Source organism: Paenibacillus sp. YAE3 (assembly GCF_057546105.1).
This window is the reverse complement of record NZ_BAAIYF010000013.1, coordinates 184,975-205,097: the sequence shown is the minus strand read 5'-3', so window position 1 is coordinate 205,097 and position 20,123 is coordinate 184,975. Positions and strand designations below refer to the sequence as shown.

The following is a 20,123-nucleotide window of genomic DNA, read 5'->3' as shown; positions in this document are numbered from 1 at the left end:
CTTTTTACAGACCATTATCTCTCCGCAGGGGAGAACTCTAGTTTATCGTCATGCGATTTCCTTGTTCTCTTCCCCTGTAATGTGGCTAGAACGACCCCGCAAATGATGAGAACGGATCCTGCCACTTGCGTTAAGGAAATCGGGGTTCCAAGCGTGATATAACCTAAAACCATGGCAACAAACGGCTGTAAATTCAGAAACAGCGATGCTTTAGCCGCGCCTACTTTTCGAATCTGTCCATTCCAAATGACCGCGCATAAGCCCTGAATAAGCAGCGCCGACCCGATCAAGAGAACCCACCACCAGAAGCGGGGCTGGGCCTGTAGGTGAGGCTCGCTCCAGACTGCTATCGGGTATACCGAAATGCAGCCCAGCACCGTCGTATACACGGTTGCGACCAATGCGTCCATACGTTCCGTCAGCTTTCTCATTAGGATAATAGATCCTGATAACGCCAGCATACAGACAAACATGATCGAGATGCCTGGAGTGATGGCAATTCTCAAGCCTCCGCCATGTCCAACGACGAGGAAGACGCCGGCGAAGGCGACAATCGAGCCCGCGGCCATGCGGATCGTAAATGGTTCTTTCAAAAATAAGCGGGCAAACAGCGCTGTAAAAATCGGAGCTAACGACAAGATGAGCGAAGCCGTCGTTGCGTCCGTTGTCCGAAGCCCCGTAAAGAAAGAAACTTGATGGAGCAGCATCCCGACCAGAACGAATGGCACCAAATAAACGGAGTTACGTAACGTCATCTTCGTTAAGCGACGGATTGCAGCCAAATAAATAAGCAGGAATACCGATGAAACCATAAGCCGGTATGCCGACAGGTGCAAGGCGGGAAATGCTTGCAGCAGCAGCGAACCTAAGACGAAATTGCTCCCGTAAAGGGTTGCACAAAATAAGAGAAGCAAATAAGATCGCAAGCAGATGCCTCAGCAGAACGTAATCGACTTCCTCCGGTGTAACTCCCGCCTCATTCAACCGCTCGAGATAAGGGAGATCGAGATTGGCGAGATCCGGATTTAAAGGCAAGTTTTTATCGTTTCCTGTAGCCGTATCGATAAGGATCGTATGCTTCGGGGTTTTCACTACCCATGTTCCAATGCTAACGATAAGCTGAGAATTGCCATCGATCAGGCCGGCCGGAAGAGAGTCCCGATTTTCCTCCAGAAATTTGGGGTCCCACGATCCCGCAAAATACACTTCCGGTGGAACACCGTCAAGCATCATCTCCGTAACACGTGTAACGGTAACATCACCTACTTGATAGACCTTGGGAATTTTATTAGTCATTCTTTATGCCCCTTTCGTCCTTCTGACACGTTTATATGAATCCGAATAACAAGGATCGGCTTTCCGCTGCCATCATGTGATTCGTGCCTCGTAACCATCAAAAATTTCGCTGTAAATGAAAATTATTCTGTTGAGAATGAACGATCTGTCATACCCGGGTAAAATTCGTTCGTCAACGCTAATAAAATAGTAGTCCAATAAAACTGACAAATCAACGTTTTTGCACCGTAATTCCGTCCTAGTAAAAGGGCTTGATATTGCTCGTGTTTACCCCTATTATAAAATTAAAAATTTCGCTATCAGCGAAATAATTTCCGCAATTTGGGAGGACGGCACATGAATTCGATCGGTGAAACCATTCGAAACACGCGAAAAAAACAGAAATTAACGCTCAAGAGAGTAGCCGAAGCGGCCTCTGTATCCTTGTCTTTTCTCAGTGAAATTGAACGGGATAAGGCCAATCCCAGCATCAGTGTACTTAAGCGCATAGCGAACGCATTAAACGTGAATTTTACGGATTTGTTCGGCGAGGAGAAGCGGAGCATCGTCGTTAGAAAAAACGAGCGCAAACCTTTGGTGCATTCCGAGGGTTCCCGCATTACCTGGTACGCGCTCAGCCAAGGAAGCAGCAACAAAATGGGACCGATATGGGGAGTACTGGAAGAAGGAGCATCTTACGGCGACGTTAGCGTTGGCCATAGCGATGGCGAGGAGTTTCTATTTGTTCACTCCGGGCGTCTGGAGTTTGTGCTTGGCAATGAACGTTATACACTCGAAGAAGGGGACAGCATTTATTATGATGCCAGAACCCCCCATAGTTATAAGAATATCTGGGACGGTGAAACGCTGCTCATAGCAGTTTCTACTCCGCCTACATTTTGACGGCAAAACGAAATTAAATTAAATCCCGTATGAACCCATAGCTCATCGGCAAAATAAAAAAGCATGAATTGAAGAAAAATACGTCTTAGATTCCCCTTGACACCATCGTATTGGTGATATAGCATTAATCCTAATAATCAAACTACGTTGAAAAGGAATAGTACGGTTTTTGAAGCGATCAGAGAGCTGTTGGACGGTGCGAAACAGCCGCGGAGAAGATCGGAACTCGCCTTGGAGTTGCCCGCTGAACCCGTTAAGTAGGCGGAGCCGGAGCCCTGACCGTTATCATCAGGAGGATGCAGGTTTGTCCGTTTTTGTAATCCTGTATCCGTAGAGTGCATGCCGGGCGACGGCATGAATTCGGAGTGGTACCGCGTAAGATGTCAAAGTCTTTCGTCTCTGTTGGTGGAGATGGAAGGCTTTTTTTGTGCGTTCGATCTTTGGCAGGTCAACGCAGGAAATCGATGAAGGGAAGGATATCCATGAAAAATGTAAACAAATACGCCAGAGGATATTTTATGCCGGCGGAGACCAGCTTGAAGTGGGCCCAAAAGGAATATATTACAGAGGCGCCGATTTGGTGCAGCGTCGACCTTCGCGACGGCAATCAGGCGTTGATCGTTCCGATGAATCTGGAGGAGAAGCTGGAATACTTCAAGATGCTCGTGGATATCGGGTTCAAGGAGATCGAAGTTGGATTCCCGGCAGCATCGGAGACGGAGTTCGCCTTTTTGCGTACACTGATCGAGCAGGATTTGATTCCGGATGACGTCACGATCCAGGTGCTGACCCAATCGAGAGAGCATATTATCCGCAAAACCTTCGAATCGCTGAAGGGCGCGAAAAAAGCCGTCGTCCATTTGTACAACTCGACCTCCGTGGCGCAGCGGGAGCAGGTATTCCGCAAATCCAAGGAAGAGATCATCGACATCGCCGTAAGCGGCGCCAAACTGTTGAAGGAATGCGCGGCGGAGACGGAAGGGAACTTTCAGTTCCAGTATTCGCCGGAGAGCTTTACCGGGACGGAGATCGAGTTTGCGCTGGACATCTGCAACAGCGTGCTGGACGTATGGCAGCCGACGGCGGAGAACCCGGTCATCATCAATCTTCCTGCCACGGTATCCATGTCGATGCCTCACGTCTACGCCAGCCAGATCGAGTATATGAGCGAGCACCTGAACTATCGGGAGAACGTGATTCTGTCTGTCCATCCACACAATGACAGAGGAACGGGCGTGGCGGACGCTGAGCTGGGGATGCTGGCCGGAGCCCAGCGCGTCGAAGGAACGTTGTTCGGCAACGGGGAAAGAACGGGGAACGTCGACATCGTGACGCTGGCGCTCAACATGTACTCGCACGGGGTCGATCCCAAGCTGAACTTCGAAAACATTCCTGCGATCATCTCCGTTTATGAACGGCTGACCAAAATGAAGGTAACCGAAAGACATCCTTACGGAGGCGAGCTCGTATTCACCGCGTTCTCCGGTTCGCATCAGGATGCCATCGCGAAGGGCATGAAATGGCGCGAGGATAAGGAACCCGAGCATTGGTCGGTCCCTTATCTGCTGATTGATCCGATGGATATCGGCAGGGAATACGAAGGCGACATTATCCGCATTAACAGCCAGTCCGGCAAAGGCGGAATCGGATACGTGCTGCAGTTGAAGTACGGACTCGATCTCCCGGCGAAAATGCGCGAGAACTTCGGGTACTTCGTGAAAAACGTATCGGATCAGCAGCAAAAGGAACTGATGCCCGAAGAAATATACGATATTTTCGTGAAGGAATACGTAAATATCAAAACGCCCGTCGAGTTTGTCAAATACCGTTTTACGGACCATGAAGATTTCCATACCATCGTCACGATCCGGACCGGCAGCGAAGTCAAGGAGATCGAAGGCACCGGCAACGGAAGGCTGGATGCGATCAGCAATGCCCTGCAAACCGAGCTTGGCATGAATTATACGGATTTGACTTATACGGAGCACGCGCTGGAAACCGGCTCGAAATCGCAAGCCGTCTCTTATATCGGCGTCACGGCGCCCGACGGCAGAGTATATTGGGGCTGCGGCATCGACGCCGACATTATGACCTCGTCGGTAAAAGCGCTGTTTAGCGCGGTCAATCGATTTAACCGCAATAGCGCGAACTGATTGCCGGGCAACGGGGCGTGCGTGACCATTGGCTTCTTCCGGATAATGGGCCGGCGTACGGATCGCTGGAATGCTGAGGTGACCCGTTTGATCGATCAGTAATACAACCAAAACAACCATTGATGACATGGGAAGTCGTCAATGGTTGTTTTTTTCTTCCTAATTCAGGATCGTGCCTGCCGAGGACGGCGGCTTTGCTTGCGGAGCACGCCCCTTTTTTACGGAGACGCAAGAAGGTAGCTGATGTCCTCTACCATCCAGGCGCCCTGGATGTAACGCACATCGATGATTCGCTCGACGAACATGCCGCCGGTATCATTCGGGCTTTCCAATTGCTTGATATAACCCAAACCTTCCCCTTCATAGAAGCGGGTGACGGGCTTGGTAACGAATTTGTGCCGGGTGACAGCCCCGTTTTTCTGAAGCAGCTTATTGATGAACGCATCCGTAAAATAAGGACGGAAATGGGTCCGGACCTGCTTGTAAGCGGACAGGTCGGCCGACTCGTTGGCGGCTTTGACCAACGCGTTGATCCGGGCTGCCGTCATCGCGGGGAATGTCTTCCCGTACTGCGTGGAAATGGTTACCGTGCGATCACCAAGCGAAGCGGTGGCGGTTCCGGTTGATGCGTCCCAGCTGACGCTGCCTCCCAGCGTCTGGGCGACGAAGCGGAGCGGAACGTACATCGTGCCGCCATCCAAGCTGGAAGCAGCGTCCAGCATCTGGCCTTGCCCGTTGACGGTTGCATGATGCGAATGGATCGGCATCGTGATGACGGTATCCTTCTTCGTGATGGTCGCAGTATAAGTCTCCTTGCTCCACGTTACCGTCGCTCCGAGAGCTTCGGAAACCGCCCGCAGGGGAATCATCGTGTACCCTCTTACATATTTCCCGTGAACTTGGACGATCGTGTTTTCTTTTGCGGAGACAACGCCTATTAAACACGACATTGTCACGACAGCCGCCAGCAGTCCGGCGGTCAGCTTTTTGATCAAGATGACGTCCTCCTCTCTCGGTTCCGTATCTGTTATGGGATTGGACGCCGCATCGGATTAAAAAGTTGCGCTTCGAACAGGGAACCAAATGTTAGACTGGTGATCAAGGACTCCTCCTGAACCGGGGGCACCGAAAATGGCGTAACCTTTTGCAGTCTTGAAGGCACTTAGTAGGTGTAAACATCAGATACAAAGGAGGTGCAGGAAAACTGCGGCATTGGATCGAAGAGGCCAGGCAAGGAGATCAGAGAGCGTACGAGCATATCGTGAGCCATTTTAAGGGGTTAGCCTACACGGTGGCTTATGCCAGGTTAAACGACCCGTTTTTGGCGGAGGATGCGGTGCAGGAAGCGTTCGTCGAAGCATTCTCCCATCTCGGCAGCCTGAAGGATGAAGACGCATTCCCGGGATGGTTTAAAGTCATTGTGGAACGCCAATGTTACCGGATGCTTCGCAGAAAGAAACACGCCGTGATGCCCATTGAGGAGACCGCCGGCAAAATTGCGGACCCGGACAGCGTGGATTCCATTATAGAAAGAAGAGAATGGGAGGAGAAGCTGCTTCGGACCGTCGAAGGCTTGCCTCCCGCTCTAAGAATAGCGGTGCAGCTGTTTTATTATCGAGGGTATTCGATTAAAGAGATATCGAGCTTTTTGGGCGTGCCTGTTTCCACCCTGAAAAAGCGGCTTTTCGATGCCCGGAAAAAGCTGAGGACCTCGCTGCTTGTCTCCGACTTTGCATCGGTGTTGAACGATTTATACCAGGGAGGGGAAAACATGCTTCATATCGTGAACGGCGATCATGTGGGGAATAAGCTCAGGGAAGGAAACGTGCAGGGGGATGTTTTGGTTTGGAGGGAGGTGTACCCCGTCGGACCGGCATTTGCGAGCATGGACGGGAACCACGAGCGGCTTTTTAGGGCGGACTATTTGGAAAAGACCCTGGGCATTCCTGCATCGGAGTACATCAAAAGCTGCGAATCCCAGGAAACCCGTCTCCAACATTTCAGCAAATACGATGAGGTCGTGATGTGGTTCGAGCATGATTTATTCGATCAAACGATGCTGGTCTTTCTATTGCACTGGTTCTCGAAGCAGTCGTTAGGCCATACAAAATTAAATTTGCTGTGCATCGGGGACTACCCCGGAATTGATTTGTTTCGGGGAATGGGGCAGCTGACGACGGAGCAACTGAAAACCTTGTCCGGTACGTGGCGGCGAATTGGAGAGGAAGAACTCACGCTGGGTGCCGAAATTTGGGAGGCGTACGTTTCCCGGGACGTCGAAAAGCATGTTGGGATCTTAAGGTCGGATCCATCGGTGCTTCCTTTCGTGCCTTCGGCATTTACGATGCATTTGAACCGGCTTCCGTCGCCGGGCAATGGATTGGGAATCGTTGAGCAAACCACGTTAGAGCTTGTAAAAAACGGCGTGCAAAAACCTGCCGAGTTGTTTAAGAGAGTGGGGGATCGGCTGCATGAATTGGGAATGGGGGACTTGGAGTTTCGGTACCGCTTAAAAACGATGGCGGAGCTGCCGAAGCCGCTTCTTAAGGCCGAGGGGACGGATTATTTTCTCGGCGGGCCCTCTTCCGCCAAAGACGGCACTGTCGCATTAACCCGTCTGGGACAGAAAGTTTTAGCGGGTGAAAAGGACTGGTTGCTGGAAAAAGAAGTGGGTGAGCGGTACGGCGGCTTGTCTGTAACGAATGAAATGGGATGGCGCTGGGACCGAAGCGGGAAACGGCTCGTTTACATTGAAAAATAATATTTAAGGCGGCCAAGGCCTGCCCGTGTAGGGCATTAGGATGCTCTAATTATTTCATCATTAACCTGCGTCCCATCCTGTAAAATTATCAATCGCTTCATTGTCTTGATTACACTTTACATACATACTGTATGTATGTTAAGATGGGTACAATAATAATCGAGAGGGGTATTATGATGAGAGTATCCAGTTTTTATCCCGTCATTTTAACAGATCAAGTTAGTTCCACTGCAGCATTCTACGAAGATCACTTTGGATTCGAGAAGGTGTTTGAGGCTGACTGGTATATCAGCTTGAAAATGCACGGCAATGATACGCCGTACGAACTGGCTGTTCTTGACGCTTCTCATTCGACCATCCCCGACGCATATCGGACCAAAGTAAGGGGACTGATTCTGAACTTCGAAGTGGACGATGTTGATGCTGAATACGAACGTCTCATTCGGGGAGCCAAGCTGCCACTAGAGCTTGATATCCGAAGCGAAGACTTTGGACAGCGGCATTTCATGACCTCAGATCCCAACGGGATATTGATCGATATTATTACTGTCATCCCCCCTTCAAACGATTTTAGTAACCAATATTCCGAAGAAATATGGAAATAAGGGAATACTCGCAAGGCAGCCATGGATCCCAAGTCCGGGAATCCGGATGCGTGCATTGCCTATGCTAAGTGAGCTATAGAAATTAGAATGTAATGTAATGAATGGAGAACGGATCGATCATGAGAAGAACTAAGGCAGCGACTGAGGAAACGATTCATAAGCTGATCGATGTCGCCAGAACCCATTTTACCAATTACGGATATGCCCAAGCCGCATTGGAATCCATCGTTCACGAGGCGAATCTGACGCGGGGAGCGGTTTATCATCATTTTCGCAGCAAGAAGGAACTATTTCGAATTGTCCTTGATGATGTCCAGCGAGAGGTTGCCGCAAGGGTGGAGCAGGAGGCATCGGCAAGTGAGGATGGATGGCAGCAGCTCTACCTGGGTTGCCGTGCATTCATTATGGCTGCGGTTGAAGAGCGAAACAGGCGGATCATGCTGATTGATGGCCCTGCGATTCTTGGTTGGGATGTATGGAGAGCGATGGATAAGAACCATTCCATGCGTTTATTACGAGAGCAGCTTGGAATCATGCAGGAACGCGGATACCTTCGGATGGTTCCCCTTGACGCAATGACCCATTTTATTTCAGGCGGTTTGAATGAGACGGCGCTCTGGCTTGCCAACGAGTCCCTGCAGCCTAATGCTTTGGATGAGTCGATGAAGGCCCTTAGCGTGCTCCTGAACGGATTAAAACAATGAGGATAGTGTACTGGAGAGACTAACCCTCCGTTAGCAGCAATTTAGATTTTAACAACTCCGATGAAGGGTTAGTTATTGTACAAGATTTAAGGTAGGCAAGGTAGGCAATGGAAACTTGATCGATTTAACCGCAATAGCGCGAACGGATTGCCGGGCAACGGGGCGTGCGTGACCATTGGCTTCTTCCGGATAAATGGGTCGACGTACGGATCGCTGGAATGCTGTGGTGACCCGTTTGATCGATCAGTAATACAACCAAAACAACCATTGATGACATGGGAAGTCGTCAATGGTTGTTTTTTTATCCTACTTCAGGATCGTGCCTGCCGAGAACGGCAGCCTTGCGGAGGTGCCCCGTTTTACGGAGACGCAAGTAGGTAGCTGATGTCCTCTACCATCCTGACGCCATGGATGTAACGCACATCGATGATTCGCTCAACGAACATGCCGCCGGTACAGGAAGTTTTAGCGGGTGAAAAGGACTGGTTGCTGGAAAATGAAGTGGATGAGCGGCACGGCGGCCTGTCTGTAACGAACGAAATGGGATGGCGCTGGGACCGAAGCGGGGAACGGTTCGTCTGCATTGAAAAATAATATTTAAAGCAAGGGTTGCCCGTGAAGGGCAGCCTTTCGTTGTGTGTACAGATACAGACCTTAGGGCCGATCGTATTACAAAACTCAGCTTCTCTGTCTTCCGTCCGTATTGGACCTAAGGGCCTCAAGTATTATAGACATAACTAGAAAAAAAAGGTATAGTGGTTTTGTATATTTTGTCGAATTAAATATATCGTACGACAATAGCAAACCCATCGAAAGGTGGCGACGCAAAGCTATAGGGGCTGTTGTGTAAAGGACAACACAATGCCAGCCAGTTACCGAATACGACGGAGCCTCCGTCCATTTTTCTATGCATGTAAATTTGTGGCGAAGGCTTTTTTGCGTTTGTTCAACGTATAAAAAAGAACATACATCGTATAGGCAACCGCTTAATTGCCCCTGTTACGCGAATAAGGACCGATCTTACCCACGAAATCCCGGAAACCATTCTATTTTATAAATCACTTGTTCTCCTGAAAGAATAGGAATTGTAGAGCTTCTGTATAGATCTGGCAGCTAGAATACTACTTACAAGGGGGAATGCAGATTTTGGCGAAGAAAATAGGAAAGCGTTAAAGAGAAGGAGGTGACAGACTCGAATTGCCGCCGTAAAAGCCCCAGCGTAAGGAGGAGACTTGCGATTCAACCAATTGCCAGCGAGAAGACCTCTAAACTAAATGCTTTATGTTATGGTTCCCAAGACTCGTCATCGAACCACCAGCCTTTAAGTAACGAATGACACCTATTCGCGTGCCATTTTCATGGGTCGGAAATTTTGATCGAATGTTATGAAAATAATTCAGAAGCAGGAGGGGGATAGACTTGAATTTAAAAAGAACTGTCAGGAAAAGGATTCATTACATAGTCACATGCCTAATGGCCGTACTTGTGATGTCTAGTGGAATAATGCCTTCCATGACCGGGATCGCAAAAGCAGGCGCGGATATGTATTCAAGCCAAGTACCGGCATATCCCTTTAATGGAAAAAACGTAATTACAGTTTTCGATAAAATCGGATTCTATCATCTTCATGCTATCGGCGGAAGCAACGTCAATGGCTACGATGTTTCGCCTGATCCTAAAATCAAAGGCAGATACATCGATGCGGATAATGATTCGACGACCTTTAGCAGCACTTCAATGGAATATGTGCCTAATGGAGAAATTGAAGCTGCTTTTCTGTATGTTATCCCTAACAATATACAGATATCAACAAGCAGTCAGCCAGGAACTTACATTCAGGGACCCAAAGGTGGCAAACTCTTTTTTGATAAAGCCATCAATGGCGTATATGATATTACGGATTTTGTTAAACAAGAAGGAGCCGGACACTACTGGGGGAAAAACCTGATATTGCAAAATCCGTTGTCCATTCCTTGGGGCGGCGACGCTTTAGCGAATTGGGACATTGTTTTTGTAGATAAAAATGAAAATCTCTCACCGATGATGACAAAATTAAATTATTATTTCGGCTCCAGAACCAACAACCCTTCAACTTTGTCAGACCAGCCGTTCTTAACAAAGCAAACTGGCAGTTTGAAGGGGAGCATGGTAGCTGGTGTGTATGGTGGCAACCGGAACATCGACAATGATCAATACAAAATTATCGCATATAAAAACAACCAGATCGTTAATGATTCATTTATGAGCGATAGTGCTAGAGCAGAGAATAACTTTTGGAACGGAAGCATTACCAAAAATGGACAAAATATTAGTTCAAGAAATCCGGATCGAACTCCGGCTAACACGGATATTTTTAACTATGATTTTACCGGCTCGCCTTATTTCCCGGCTGGTATTGATCGTTTAGACCAAGTTTTTACTGCAGAACCTGTCAATTCTGCAGGTAGCGTGGACGGGTACAGCCCGCATTTTTGGGGAGTAGCCTTGGAAGTCATCCCTCCTGAATTAGTCATTAACAAAAGTGTAAAAAACAAAGAAAATAAGACCTACTATGAAGTTGGCGACACGGTTGAGTATTCGATTGTCGCGAAGAACAAAGTCGATGGAACCGTAGCGAAAAGTGTGACGATAGAAGATGAAGTCCCCGAAGGGTTACAATTTGTAGAAGGAACTTTAAAGGCTAGCCATAATGCGGTTCCGGAATACAAGAACGGAAAAATTTCGGTGAACTTTGGTCATGTATCTGATACTGACGAACGTATGGTCACGTTTGAAGCCAAAATTTTGGACAATCAAGCGGGTAAGACCATTAAGAACATTGCTAATGTAAAAAGCGATGGGTTAGATCCAGTAAACGCAGAGTCCGATTTCACCGTTAATAACAATCCATTGTTAGAGTCCAATAAATCGGTTGAGATCGCTGAAAAAGCGCAAGGAAACTCAGACCTTCAACATCCCGAAGCAGGCGATACGCTGCTTTATACTATTGAGACACGGAACACCGCCGCAAACAGTCTGGTGAGAAATCTTACGGTTTCTGACGCCGTTCCTGCCGAACTGGATTATGTTCCAGGTAGTCTGACCGTGGACGGCGTACCTGTCACGGATGCTGAGGGGGACGACAAGGGTCATTATATGTCCGGTCAAGTTTTTGCAAAATTTGGCGATGTCTTGGATATGAATTGGCATACGGTGCAATTCAAAACGATTGTGCAGCCTGGACAGGCCGGTAAAAATATTATCAACATTGCATCTGTAGGCGGGGACAATACCGGTACACCGGATAGACCAAGAGAGGTTGTCGAAATATATCCGCGGAATCCACAGATTGAAACGGAGAAATTCGCGGCGAACACAAACGTAACCAAAGCCACGTATGAAGTGGGGGATATCATCTCCTATACGATTCGTGCAAGAGGCGTGGTCAACGACACCTATTTGGAAAATTTGACGATAACGGATACGCTTCCGGCCGGGTTGGAATACGTTCCGGGTAGTTTAAGGGTGGATGGCGTATCAGTCACGGACGCACTAGGCGATGATGCCGGTTATTCCGTTACCGGGCAAGTATACGGTTCGTTTGGCAATGTGAAGGATATGAACTGGCATACGCTGGAGTTCCAGGTTGTTATTCAATCGGGACAAGGCGGCCGGACGATTCAAAATACGGCGCTGGTAACCGGTGACAACATTGGGCAGCCAGGTACACCGACGGAAAAGGTTGTCGTTGAGCCGGAGCCGCCAGTCGATCCGCCGGTAGAGCCGCCGATTGATCCACCGATCGATCCGCCAGTCGATCCAGTCGATCCAGTAGATCCAGTAGATCCAGTAGATCCAGTAGATCCACCTGTCACACCGCCTGTTGATCCGGTCGATCCGGGGAACGGTGGTGGAGGCGATGTGCCTCGCTCCCCGGTCGTGGAATCGGAGAAGTTTTCGAAAGACCTGAACGGGGGCGGCATCGAAGTCGGGGATACGATCGAATATACGATTCGCGCTCGCAACACGGTTTCCGGCAGCCAAGTCACGAACATGGTGATTTCCGATGAACTTCCGAAAGAGTTGGAGTACGTAACAGGTACATTGAAAGTGGACGGTGTTTCCGTTACGGATAACGTCGACAGCGACAGAGGCGAATATGCGAACGGTACCGTCAAAGGCAAACTCGGAACCGTAACGGATACGGCTTGGCATACGCTTGCGTTCCAGGCGAAGATTATCAAAGGAGAACATGGCGACATCATCAAGAATATTGGTGTAGTTGGCGGAGACAACCTGAATGTTCCAAGCCGCCCGAGTGAAGAGATCACGGTCAGCGAACCGATTCCTGCCATCGAATCTCAGAAAGAAGCGAAGGATCTGAATGGCGGTACGATCCATGTCGGGGATGTGATCGAGTATACGATCCGGACGCGGAACACTACCCAGAATGGTGTTGTAAACAATCTTGAGATTTCCGACAAACTTCCGAAAGAGCTGGAATATGTCGCAGGCAGCTTGAAAGTGGACGGCCAATCCGTAACGGATGCCCAGGATGGGGATAAAGGCTCCTACGTCGAGGGTAAGATTCGCGGGCAGTTCGGCAACATTGCCGATACCGCATGGCATACCATCGTGTTCCGGGCTAAAGTGGCAGCAGGGCAAGCCGGCCAGACGATCAGCAATATAGGAGAAGTAACCGGGGATAACCTGTTGGAACCGGATCATCCATATGAGGACATCATCATTGATGGTGGAAGCGGAAGCACTCCAGGCGTACCGGGAGAGACAAGCAACGGGTCTTCTCCGGGTAATCCGAATAATCCAGGCCTGCCAGGAGGTACCGGATCTTCTTCCGAAAACTCAAAGGATTCGGCTGGAAAAGGAACGGGTTCCCTTAATCCAGACCCAGCATCAGAACGGTCCGGACCATCCGGTACTCCAAGCAACTCCGTGAAAGTGGATCCTGAAGAAAACGAAGGTGCAGACAATAAGTTGCCAAATACCTCCACTAATATGTACAACTTTTTGCTGGCTGGATGTATCCTTCTGATTGCAGGCTTGTTCCTTCTGAGAAGAAAAAAAGCATAAAGATCCAGGCTTAAGAGACAAGCCTCAAGGTAAGCTTACTTGGTGTAGCTGCTATGGGAAAATAAAGGGACCGGAGAAATCCGGTCCCTTTATTTGTCAATCCGGGGTTTCCATGTTCTCATTTCTGGATATGTCCATTTATGTTTTGGCCGTATGAAAAAAGCAGGATAAGCGAAGTGGCTTATCCTGCTGGTTAAGCATGGAGCTGGTTGGTGAAGTTACTCGCTTATGACATCAGGACTGGTTGTTGTCACGGCATGGAAAGCCCGGCGGCCGATCAAGCCAACCCCCATCGCCAGCAAGGTAAGGCCGGCCGCGAACAGGTACAGGTTCACGATGCCGAACTTTTCGGCGAGGGCGGCCATGGCCAGCAGCGAAATGCAGAAGATCAGGTTCAGCAGGGAAGCTTGAGCCGACAGCACTTTGGGCAGCATCCCCTTGTCCACGCTTCGCTGGATCAAGGTGCGCCGGTTGATGACCGATAGCTCGGCGAACGGTCCCATCAGCAGCACGAGAATAAGCGCCAAAAAGGGATGGGTGTTAATCGCATAAACAGCGGCCAAGATGCCGTATCCGGCCATGCCGACTAGCATGGCGCCCAGGAAGCGGCTGCCGATGGCCCGCGCTAGGGCCAGGACCACCAACCCGCCGCCAACCGACCCCGCAAAATACGCCGCATTGATGAACCCCCACCACTCTTCGCCTTGCCCAAGCGCAGTTTGAACGAATGCCAGCGTAAAGGCGCCGACCCATACCGAGCCGCCCAGCATGTCGATCATGTCCATAAAGGTCAGCAGCCGCAGGCTCGGCATCCGCCAGATCATTTTCCAGCCTTCGGTCAGGGTGTGCCATCCGGTAGATGGTGCCGCCGGGTTGTCGTGGCTGCCCTCAGGCGTAACGTCGATCTGCCGCTGTACAGGCCGGGCTTCCTCTTGCTCCTTGACCCCGAGCGTAAAAGCCGCCGCCAGCCCGTAGATGACGGCCGTCAACAGCAGCGTGGGGCCGGGTCCCAGCAAAGCAACGATAATGCCGCTCAGCCCCCAGCCCGCAAACTGCACCACCTGGTCGCTGACGCTGATCAGGCTGTTTGCTTTGAGCAGGCCCTGCTCCTGGGCAACGAGCCGCGGTACGAGCGCGTTGCGGGCGGGAACCGTCCATCCGTCCAGGAAGGACATGGCAAAAACCAGCGCAAAGACAAGAGCAAACAGCGCATCGTTTCCGCTGAGCCGCAGGTAGACGGCCAAGCCTACGAACAGCAGAAACTGGCCCGTCTGCGAAAAAAGCAGTAACGCGGGCAGTTTGAAGCGGTTCAGCAGCAGCGGCGCAATCAGGCCGCTCAGCATTTGGGCGCCGCTGCGCATGAGCGGCATAAACGCCGCCGACACGATCGAGTCGGTCTGGTTCAATACGAGGACGGTAAGCGCCATAATATAGAGCACATCCGCGGCGTTTGCAGCCGTCTGGGTGGTCCACAGGAAATAGAAAGGACGGGTTAATATCGATGATTTCATTGCACGTGCAGTCTCCGTTTCTTGGTACATGATATCAGAGGACTCGTAACAAGAATAAGGATACGGGAACTTGAAGGTTTTTACAATTCAAAGGGACAGCCTTTTCGCTATAGCTAATAACTATAACGTGCTATAACCTTTTGGTAGAACGATATAACCAATGGTGTATGCTATAGTATTTTTAATATTTTTTTTCCGAGGAGATAAATCAGATGACCACTCAAACCGAACCTAAAAAGCGAACCGTTTCTCCGTTTCGATATGATATCGTCGGCAGCTTTCTGCGGCCCCAGGCGTTAAAAGAGGCCAGATTGAAATTCCAGAGCGGCGAAATGACAGCCAGGCAGCTGAAAGAAGTCGAGGACGCCGAAATCGTCAAGCTCGTGCGAAAGCAAAAAGAGGTGGGCCTTCAAGCGGTAACCGACGGCGAATTCCGACGCTCCTGGTGGCATCTGGACTTCTTTTGGGGCTTGGATGGCGTAGAACGAACCATCATTGACCAGGGTTATCAATTCAACGGCGCCGAGTCGAGGCCCGAAACCGCCCGCCTGACCGGCAAAATCCGTTACAGCGGCCATCCGTTTGTTTCGCACTTTGCATTTTTAAAAGAGGCGGCAGGCGACGACGTCGTGGCCCGTCAATCGATTCCTGCGGCCGCGCAGTTCCTGTTCGAGCTGGACCGGGCAGAAAATCAGGAAAGCACGAAGGCCGTCTACCCGAATCGGGAAGAGTTGGTTTCGGACATTGCCAAAGCGTACAAAGCGGCGATTCTTGATTTTTATGAAGCCGGCTGCCGCAGCCTTCAATTCGACGATTGCACGTGGGGAGCGCTGTGCGACGAGCAATTCATGGCATTCATGAAGCAGGTAGGGGTGGATGTCGCCGAATATGCGAACGAATTTGCGAAATTGAACGGGGAAGTGGTATCCGGTCTGCCGGATGATCTCGTTGTCACGACGCATGTATGCCGCGGGAATTATGTTTCAACTTATGCTGGCGTAGGCGGGGGTTACGAGCCGATCGCCCAAACGCTTCTCGGCATCGATGACTACTCCGGTTTCTATTTGGAGTTTGATACCGATCGTGCAGGCGATTTTAAGCCGCTTCGATTCCTGAAGGACCATCAACAGGTCGTGTTGGGGCTGTTCTCATCCAAGTTCGGCGAGCTTGAGAGCAAGGAGGATATTTTGAAGCGGGTCGAAGAAGCGACGCAATACGTCGATCTGAACCGGATTTGCCTAAGCCCGCAATGCGGGTTTGCTTCCACCGAAGAAGGTAACCATCTGACCGAGGAAGAGCAATGGCGCAAGCTTGCTTTTATTAAGGAGATTGCGGAAGAGATTTGGAAGTAGGAATTTAAGCAGTTGATAGATAAATCAGGGCCCTTCGTGTTGGAAGGCGCCCTGATTTTTTATGCTTTCTTGCATGCCTGGCACGCAACTGGTTTATCTGAAGCTATATGATGCGCTCGGGATTACTCCGGCGTTCCTTGAGTTATCCCGTGAACATACGTCTGCCATGGGGTGTCCAGCGCCCCCTGTCCCGGATTATAGGTAAAGAAATATTCGACCTTATCCCCTTGCTTCAGGTTGCGGACGGAGTAGGTGTAGTTGCCGTTCCCCGCCGGGGTCATGGCTACGTTCAACTGCACGCCGTTGTTGACCTTATAGTGCAAGTCGGCAAAGGTGGCGCCGTTCACATAGAACAGCAGGTCATCGCCGATTTTCTTCAGCCCCTTCACCCCATCGCCGATGACGATGACGGTGGAAGGAGGCGGCACAACGGTGATGGTGGCGCTGGCGGTTTTATTGCCGTCGGCGGTTGTCGCCGTGACGGTTGTCGTACCCGGAGCGAGCCCGGTCACGAGGCCGCTCGGACTTACGGATGCGGTACTGCCGCCCGCAACTGACCACGTGACCTGCTTATTCGTTGCATTGGACGGTGCTACATTGGCGTTCAACTGGACGCTTTGCTCGACTTCCACCTGCGCCGTGCTCGGATTCACCGTAACGCCGGTAACGGGTACGTTTCCTGGATTTTGCCCGCCCTGGCCTGCTTTGTACACCCGTACATAGTCCACCTGCATCGTGGCAGGGATATCCGACGGATCCGGGGTCCGGCCCCCGTCAAAGGCCCCGCCGATCGCCAGATTCATAATGAGGTAGAACGGCTGGTCGAAAGGAGCGTTCGGATTGTTCGGCGCCGCTGCGGAATCCCATTGATCCCGGGTCGCTTTAAAGAAGAACTTGCCGTCCACGTACCATTTGATGTTGTCCTCTTCCCAGACGACCGAATAGACATGGTAGTCATTGGCGAAGGTTTGCCCTGCAGGGAAGTGGTATTCGCCGGAAAGATGCCGGTTCGCCGGCCATTGCCCGCCGAAGTGGATGGCTCCGCTCGTCGCGCCGGGCAAGCGCCCTCTAGCTTCCATGACGTCGATTTCCCCGGAGGACGCCCAAGTTCCGTAGACGTTATCCTGCGGAAGCATCCAGAGCGCCGGCCAGATGCCGTTGCCGGTGGGCAGCTTGGCGCGGAAGTCGACTCTGCCGTACTTGAAGGAAAAATGATCTTTGGTATTGATTTTGCCGGAGGAGTATTGCGCATACCGATTGGGATCCTGCGGGAACGATTTTGGCTCGTTCAAGGCTCTGATATTTAGCTTTCCGTCCTGCACGAAAACATTTTGCGTACTATCGGTATAGTGCTGCAGCTCCGAATTGCCCCAACCCCATGTATTGGGATCGTCATTGAGATAATACCCTGTTTCGTAGTTCCACTTGCTGCGATCCAGCGCCGTTCCGTTAAACTCATCCTGCCAGATAAGGTTCATGCCTTCGATGGCCGGGTCGCTTGGCGTTCCGATCGGAATATCCTCCTGTCCGGTGACATCCGGGCGGGGAGCATCCGGATTGCCGATCAAAGTATAGTTGACGAAGTTGTTGCCCACGTTCCCACCTGCCTGACCATTTAATGGATAGCCGATGCGGATCTGCATATTCTCTTGGATCGGCTGAAACCACAGGCCGTAGATATGGTCTGCCCAATATCCCCACTGATTGGCTGCGGACATGTTGTTGTAGCCGTTCGCCGAATATGCGAATCCGCTCCGGCTCGAATCAGCCAGATCCACCCACTGTCCGTTGATGTTGATCTGGTAAACGAAATTGCCAAGCTCCTTGGCGATCGGGGCGCTTCCGTCAATCTTGGGCAGCGGAATGCCGATGGCGCCGTTCGCGTCCGCCGTAAAGGTCGTTCCTTCATAAGGCGTAAGGAGATAAGAATTTCTTGCGGGTTCATTAAAAGTGATGGTGTACACGAGGTTGGCCGAAGAGGTTTTGGATTGCAGTTTGACATTGATCGATTCCGTGACGTTAAACCAGTATCCGCCGCCGCCATCGGAGAATTGGCCGAAGTTTTGATCATAGATCCAGCCGCTGGCCGCATTGTTGTCGATATCGATCCATTCGCTGCCGTTTACCGGCTTCACGTACACCTTCAAATCATCCGCAACCGCTTCATAGGTAATGGCCGGATCGTTGTTGAATATCGGATAGGTAAAGCCGGCACCGCCCGTAAAACCCGCCGTAATTTGCGGCCCTTGCGTCGGGGTCATCGCCGTGATGGTGGTTTTGTTGATGTTTTGAAACACAAGCCTGTAATCCAGCGTAACCCCGTTTGCTTTGGAGTACAGCTGAATCTCCGTTGTTGCGGAGAGGGTGAACCAATAGCCGGTAAAGCCGCTGTCGTTCCAGTGACCCCAATTCTGGTTATAGACAAAGCTGCCGACGCTGTCGATATCGACCCAGCTGCCGTTGACTTTTACCTTGACGCCCAAATCCTGGGCCACGTCATTCCAAGTGGCGGCGCCTCCGTTAAAAATCGGCATCACAAAACCATAGCTGGCTTGGCCGACCCCCGATTTCGTGATGACAGGCCCGTCTGCCGCCGAGAAGTACGTCATCGAGGAAATGGTGGTTCCGGCTGTTTCGGCAGCTTGAGCCTGCGAAGTTGGCCATAGTCCGGCCCCGGTCAGCAGGAGGACTGCCAAAAACAAGCTCCATGCCTTTCTCCTGAACAGCCTTTTCGCAGCATAAGATCGCTTCATAAATACCCCCCTTGAACATAATGGATTCCCGGCAAACGAGCGAATCGGAAACGCTTACAACCGGGAGTGACTTCATTCTATCGAAAACCATCCTGCGATGAACAGGTGCCGTTTTTTGGGTTTGGGGTCTGTTTTTTCGGGTTTAGCCGGGCATAATGGAATCATGACATATAAGAGGAGGGAAGGTGCTGCATGACGGCGGAATCGAATCATCCCTGCATCATCCTGCCCGAAGAGCAAGCGCCCGAAGGTATGCAGCATTGCGAACGTTGCGAGCTGTTCAAACAGCGGACCCGCATCATCTGGGGGGAAGGCAATCCGCAGGCTTCGCTCATGATGATTCTGGATAATCCAGGGGCGCGGGAGGACCGGGAAGGCAATCCGTTTTTGTGCGGTGCCCGGGAAACCCTTCAACTCGGCATGAGGGAAGCGGGCATGGATATCCACTCGGTTTACGTGACCTATTTGCTGAAACGCCGGCCGGTCCGTGCTTACGATAAGCCTGCCACCCGAGCGGCGTGCCTTCCGCATCTGCAGTCGCAGCTTGTTCAGAAGCAGCCGCTCGTCCTGTTCGGTTTTGGAAATGTCGTGGCCGAAGGATTATATCCGCAGAAGGAAAATGCCACCGTCAAAGAGCTGCGGGGGAGCTGGCATGAGTTTGAGGGGATCCCGATCGGCTTCACCTACCATCCACTGGCAGTAAGAAGAAGGCCCAATTTGCTAAAGTTCTTTGTCGAGGATTTGAAAGCATTGCGGGAGAAATGGGAGGAAAGGGCTGCCGCTTCATGCCCTGAGACGAACATTCAACATCGCGGCCCTGTGCCCCGCGTCGGCGAGTAGTATATGGCAAAAAACCAAAAAACCCGGCAGATTCTGCCGGGTTTATCTTATGACTAAATGAAGTTGCACACAAAGAAACACTATGATATGATGAAAGAACTGTCAACATTCTTTGCAAACATCATAGTAATCCCATCTTATTTACACTTTAATCTTACCACAGGACATGGCAGTCTGTCAAACCTTCTTTTTCTTC

13 protein-coding genes, 1 riboswitch and 1 other annotated feature are annotated in these 20,123 nt (G+C 50.8%); of the genes, 9 read left to right on the top strand and 4 right to left on the bottom strand.

All coding sequences use genetic code 11. From position 1 onward, the window contains the following. Positions 1–14: 14 nt before the first annotated feature. The gene (locus tag AC27KL_RS23020) at positions 15–914 is read right to left on the bottom strand and encodes a DMT family transporter (RefSeq protein ID WP_487171212.1); all 900 of its coding nucleotides are present in this window, start codon (positions 912–914) and stop codon (positions 15–17) included. 718 nt (positions 915–1,632) lie between these two features. On the opposite strand from AC27KL_RS23020, the gene AC27KL_RS23015 reads away from it, so the two are divergent. Together AC27KL_RS23015 and leuA are read left to right on the top strand one after the other, a co-directional pair. Then, on the top strand, positions 1,633–2,178 hold the full coding sequence (locus AC27KL_RS23015) for a helix-turn-helix domain-containing protein (protein ID WP_487171199.1): 546 nt from the start codon (positions 1,633–1,635) through the stop codon (positions 2,176–2,178). A gap of 138 nt (positions 2,179–2,316) precedes the next feature. Next, positions 2,317–2,582 (top strand) — a binding site (T-box leader). 78 nt (positions 2,583–2,660) lie between these two features. After that, positions 2,661–4,331, top strand: coding sequence for a 2-isopropylmalate synthase (gene leuA, locus AC27KL_RS23010; RefSeq protein WP_487171198.1), 1,671 nt, complete (start codon positions 2,661–2,663; stop codon positions 4,329–4,331). Positions 4,332–4,549: 218 nt separating this feature from the next. Here the strand turns inward: leuA and AC27KL_RS23005 are convergent, their stop codons facing one another. Beyond that, positions 4,550–5,326: a copper amine oxidase N-terminal domain-containing protein gene (locus AC27KL_RS23005; protein WP_487171197.1), complete on the bottom strand. Its 777-nt coding sequence runs from the start codon at positions 5,324–5,326 to the stop codon at positions 4,550–4,552. A 209-nt stretch (positions 5,327–5,535) separates the two neighbouring features. Here AC27KL_RS23005 and AC27KL_RS23000 point away from each other — a divergent pair, with 209 nt between their 5' ends. From AC27KL_RS23000 to AC27KL_RS22980, 5 genes are all read left to right on the top strand, one after another. Further along, on the top strand, positions 5,536–7,092 hold the full coding sequence (locus AC27KL_RS23000) for a sigma-70 family RNA polymerase sigma factor (protein ID WP_487171211.1): 1,557 nt from the start codon (positions 5,536–5,538) through the stop codon (positions 7,090–7,092). Positions 7,093–7,268: 176 nt separating this feature from the next. Then, positions 7,269–7,697: a VOC family protein gene (locus AC27KL_RS22995; RefSeq protein WP_487171196.1), complete on the top strand. Its 429-nt coding sequence runs from the start codon at positions 7,269–7,271 to the stop codon at positions 7,695–7,697. Positions 7,698–7,816: 119 nt separating this feature from the next. After that, positions 7,817–8,401 carry a TetR/AcrR family transcriptional regulator gene (locus tag AC27KL_RS22990; protein ID WP_487171195.1) on the top strand — a complete coding sequence of 195 codons (585 nt, stop codon included), beginning with the start codon at positions 7,817–7,819 and terminating at the stop codon, positions 8,399–8,401. Positions 8,402–8,827: 426 nt separating this feature from the next. Continuing rightward, positions 8,828–8,995, top strand: coding sequence for a hypothetical protein (locus tag AC27KL_RS22985; protein ID WP_487171194.1), 168 nt, complete (start codon positions 8,828–8,830; stop codon positions 8,993–8,995). A 195-nt stretch (positions 8,996–9,190) separates the two neighbouring features. Continuing rightward, positions 9,191–9,281: riboswitch (cyclic di-GMP riboswitch) on the top strand. 539 nt (positions 9,282–9,820) lie between these two features. Continuing rightward, a complete protein-coding gene (locus tag AC27KL_RS22980) occupies positions 9,821–13,471 on the top strand; it encodes an isopeptide-forming domain-containing fimbrial protein (protein WP_487171193.1) in 3,651 nt (1,216 codons plus the stop codon). 218 nt (positions 13,472–13,689) lie between these two features. On the opposite strand, the gene AC27KL_RS22975 is transcribed toward AC27KL_RS22980, so the two are convergent. Further along, a complete protein-coding gene (locus tag AC27KL_RS22975) occupies positions 13,690–14,982 on the bottom strand; it encodes an MFS transporter (RefSeq protein ID WP_487171192.1) in 1,293 nt (430 codons plus the stop codon). A gap of 212 nt (positions 14,983–15,194) precedes the next feature. Here AC27KL_RS22975 and AC27KL_RS22970 point away from each other — a divergent pair, with 212 nt between their 5' ends. Further along, complete coding sequence (locus tag AC27KL_RS22970) at positions 15,195–16,334, top strand: 5-methyltetrahydropteroyltriglutamate--homocysteine S-methyltransferase (protein WP_487171191.1); 1,140 nt, start codon at positions 15,195–15,197, stop codon at positions 16,332–16,334. 122 nt (positions 16,335–16,456) lie between these two features. Here AC27KL_RS22970 and AC27KL_RS22965 read toward each other — a convergent pair whose 3' ends face one another. Next, the gene (locus AC27KL_RS22965) at positions 16,457–19,087 is read right to left on the bottom strand and encodes a family 16 glycosylhydrolase (protein WP_487171190.1); all 2,631 of its coding nucleotides are present in this window, start codon (positions 19,085–19,087) and stop codon (positions 16,457–16,459) included. 192 nt (positions 19,088–19,279) lie between these two features. Here AC27KL_RS22965 and AC27KL_RS22960 point away from each other — a divergent pair, with 192 nt between their 5' ends. Beyond that, entirely contained in the window at positions 19,280–19,927 is a 648-nt protein-coding gene (locus tag AC27KL_RS22960; RefSeq protein ID WP_487171189.1) for a uracil-DNA glycosylase, read from the top strand. Positions 19,928–20,123: the final 196 nt, after the last annotated feature.

Bases quoted from the DNA above. Each gene is read 5' to 3' on its own strand.
- AC27KL_RS23015 (WP_487171199.1), top strand. From the start codon at position 1,633: ATGAATTCGATCGGTGAAACCATTCGAAACACGCGAAAAAAACAGAAA.
- leuA (WP_487171198.1), top strand. From the start codon at position 2,661: ATGAAAAATGTAAACAAATACGCCAGAGGATATTTTATGCCGGCGGAG.
- AC27KL_RS22995 (WP_487171196.1), top strand. From the start codon at position 7,269: ATGAGAGTATCCAGTTTTTATCCCGTCATTTTAACAGATCAAGTTAGT.
- AC27KL_RS22990 (WP_487171195.1), top strand. From the start codon at position 7,817: ATGAGAAGAACTAAGGCAGCGACTGAGGAAACGATTCATAAGCTGATC.
- AC27KL_RS22985 (WP_487171194.1), top strand. From the start codon at position 8,828: ATGATTCGCTCAACGAACATGCCGCCGGTACAGGAAGTTTTAGCGGGT.
- AC27KL_RS22975 (WP_487171192.1), bottom strand. From the start codon at position 14,982: ATGAAATCATCGATATTAACCCGTCCTTTCTATTTCCTGTGGACCACC.
- AC27KL_RS22970 (WP_487171191.1), top strand. From the start codon at position 15,195: ATGACCACTCAAACCGAACCTAAAAAGCGAACCGTTTCTCCGTTTCGA.
- AC27KL_RS22965 (WP_487171190.1), bottom strand. From the start codon at position 19,087: ATGAAGCGATCTTATGCTGCGAAAAGGCTGTTCAGGAGAAAGGCATGG.
- AC27KL_RS22960 (WP_487171189.1), top strand. From the start codon at position 19,280: ATGACGGCGGAATCGAATCATCCCTGCATCATCCTGCCCGAAGAGCAA.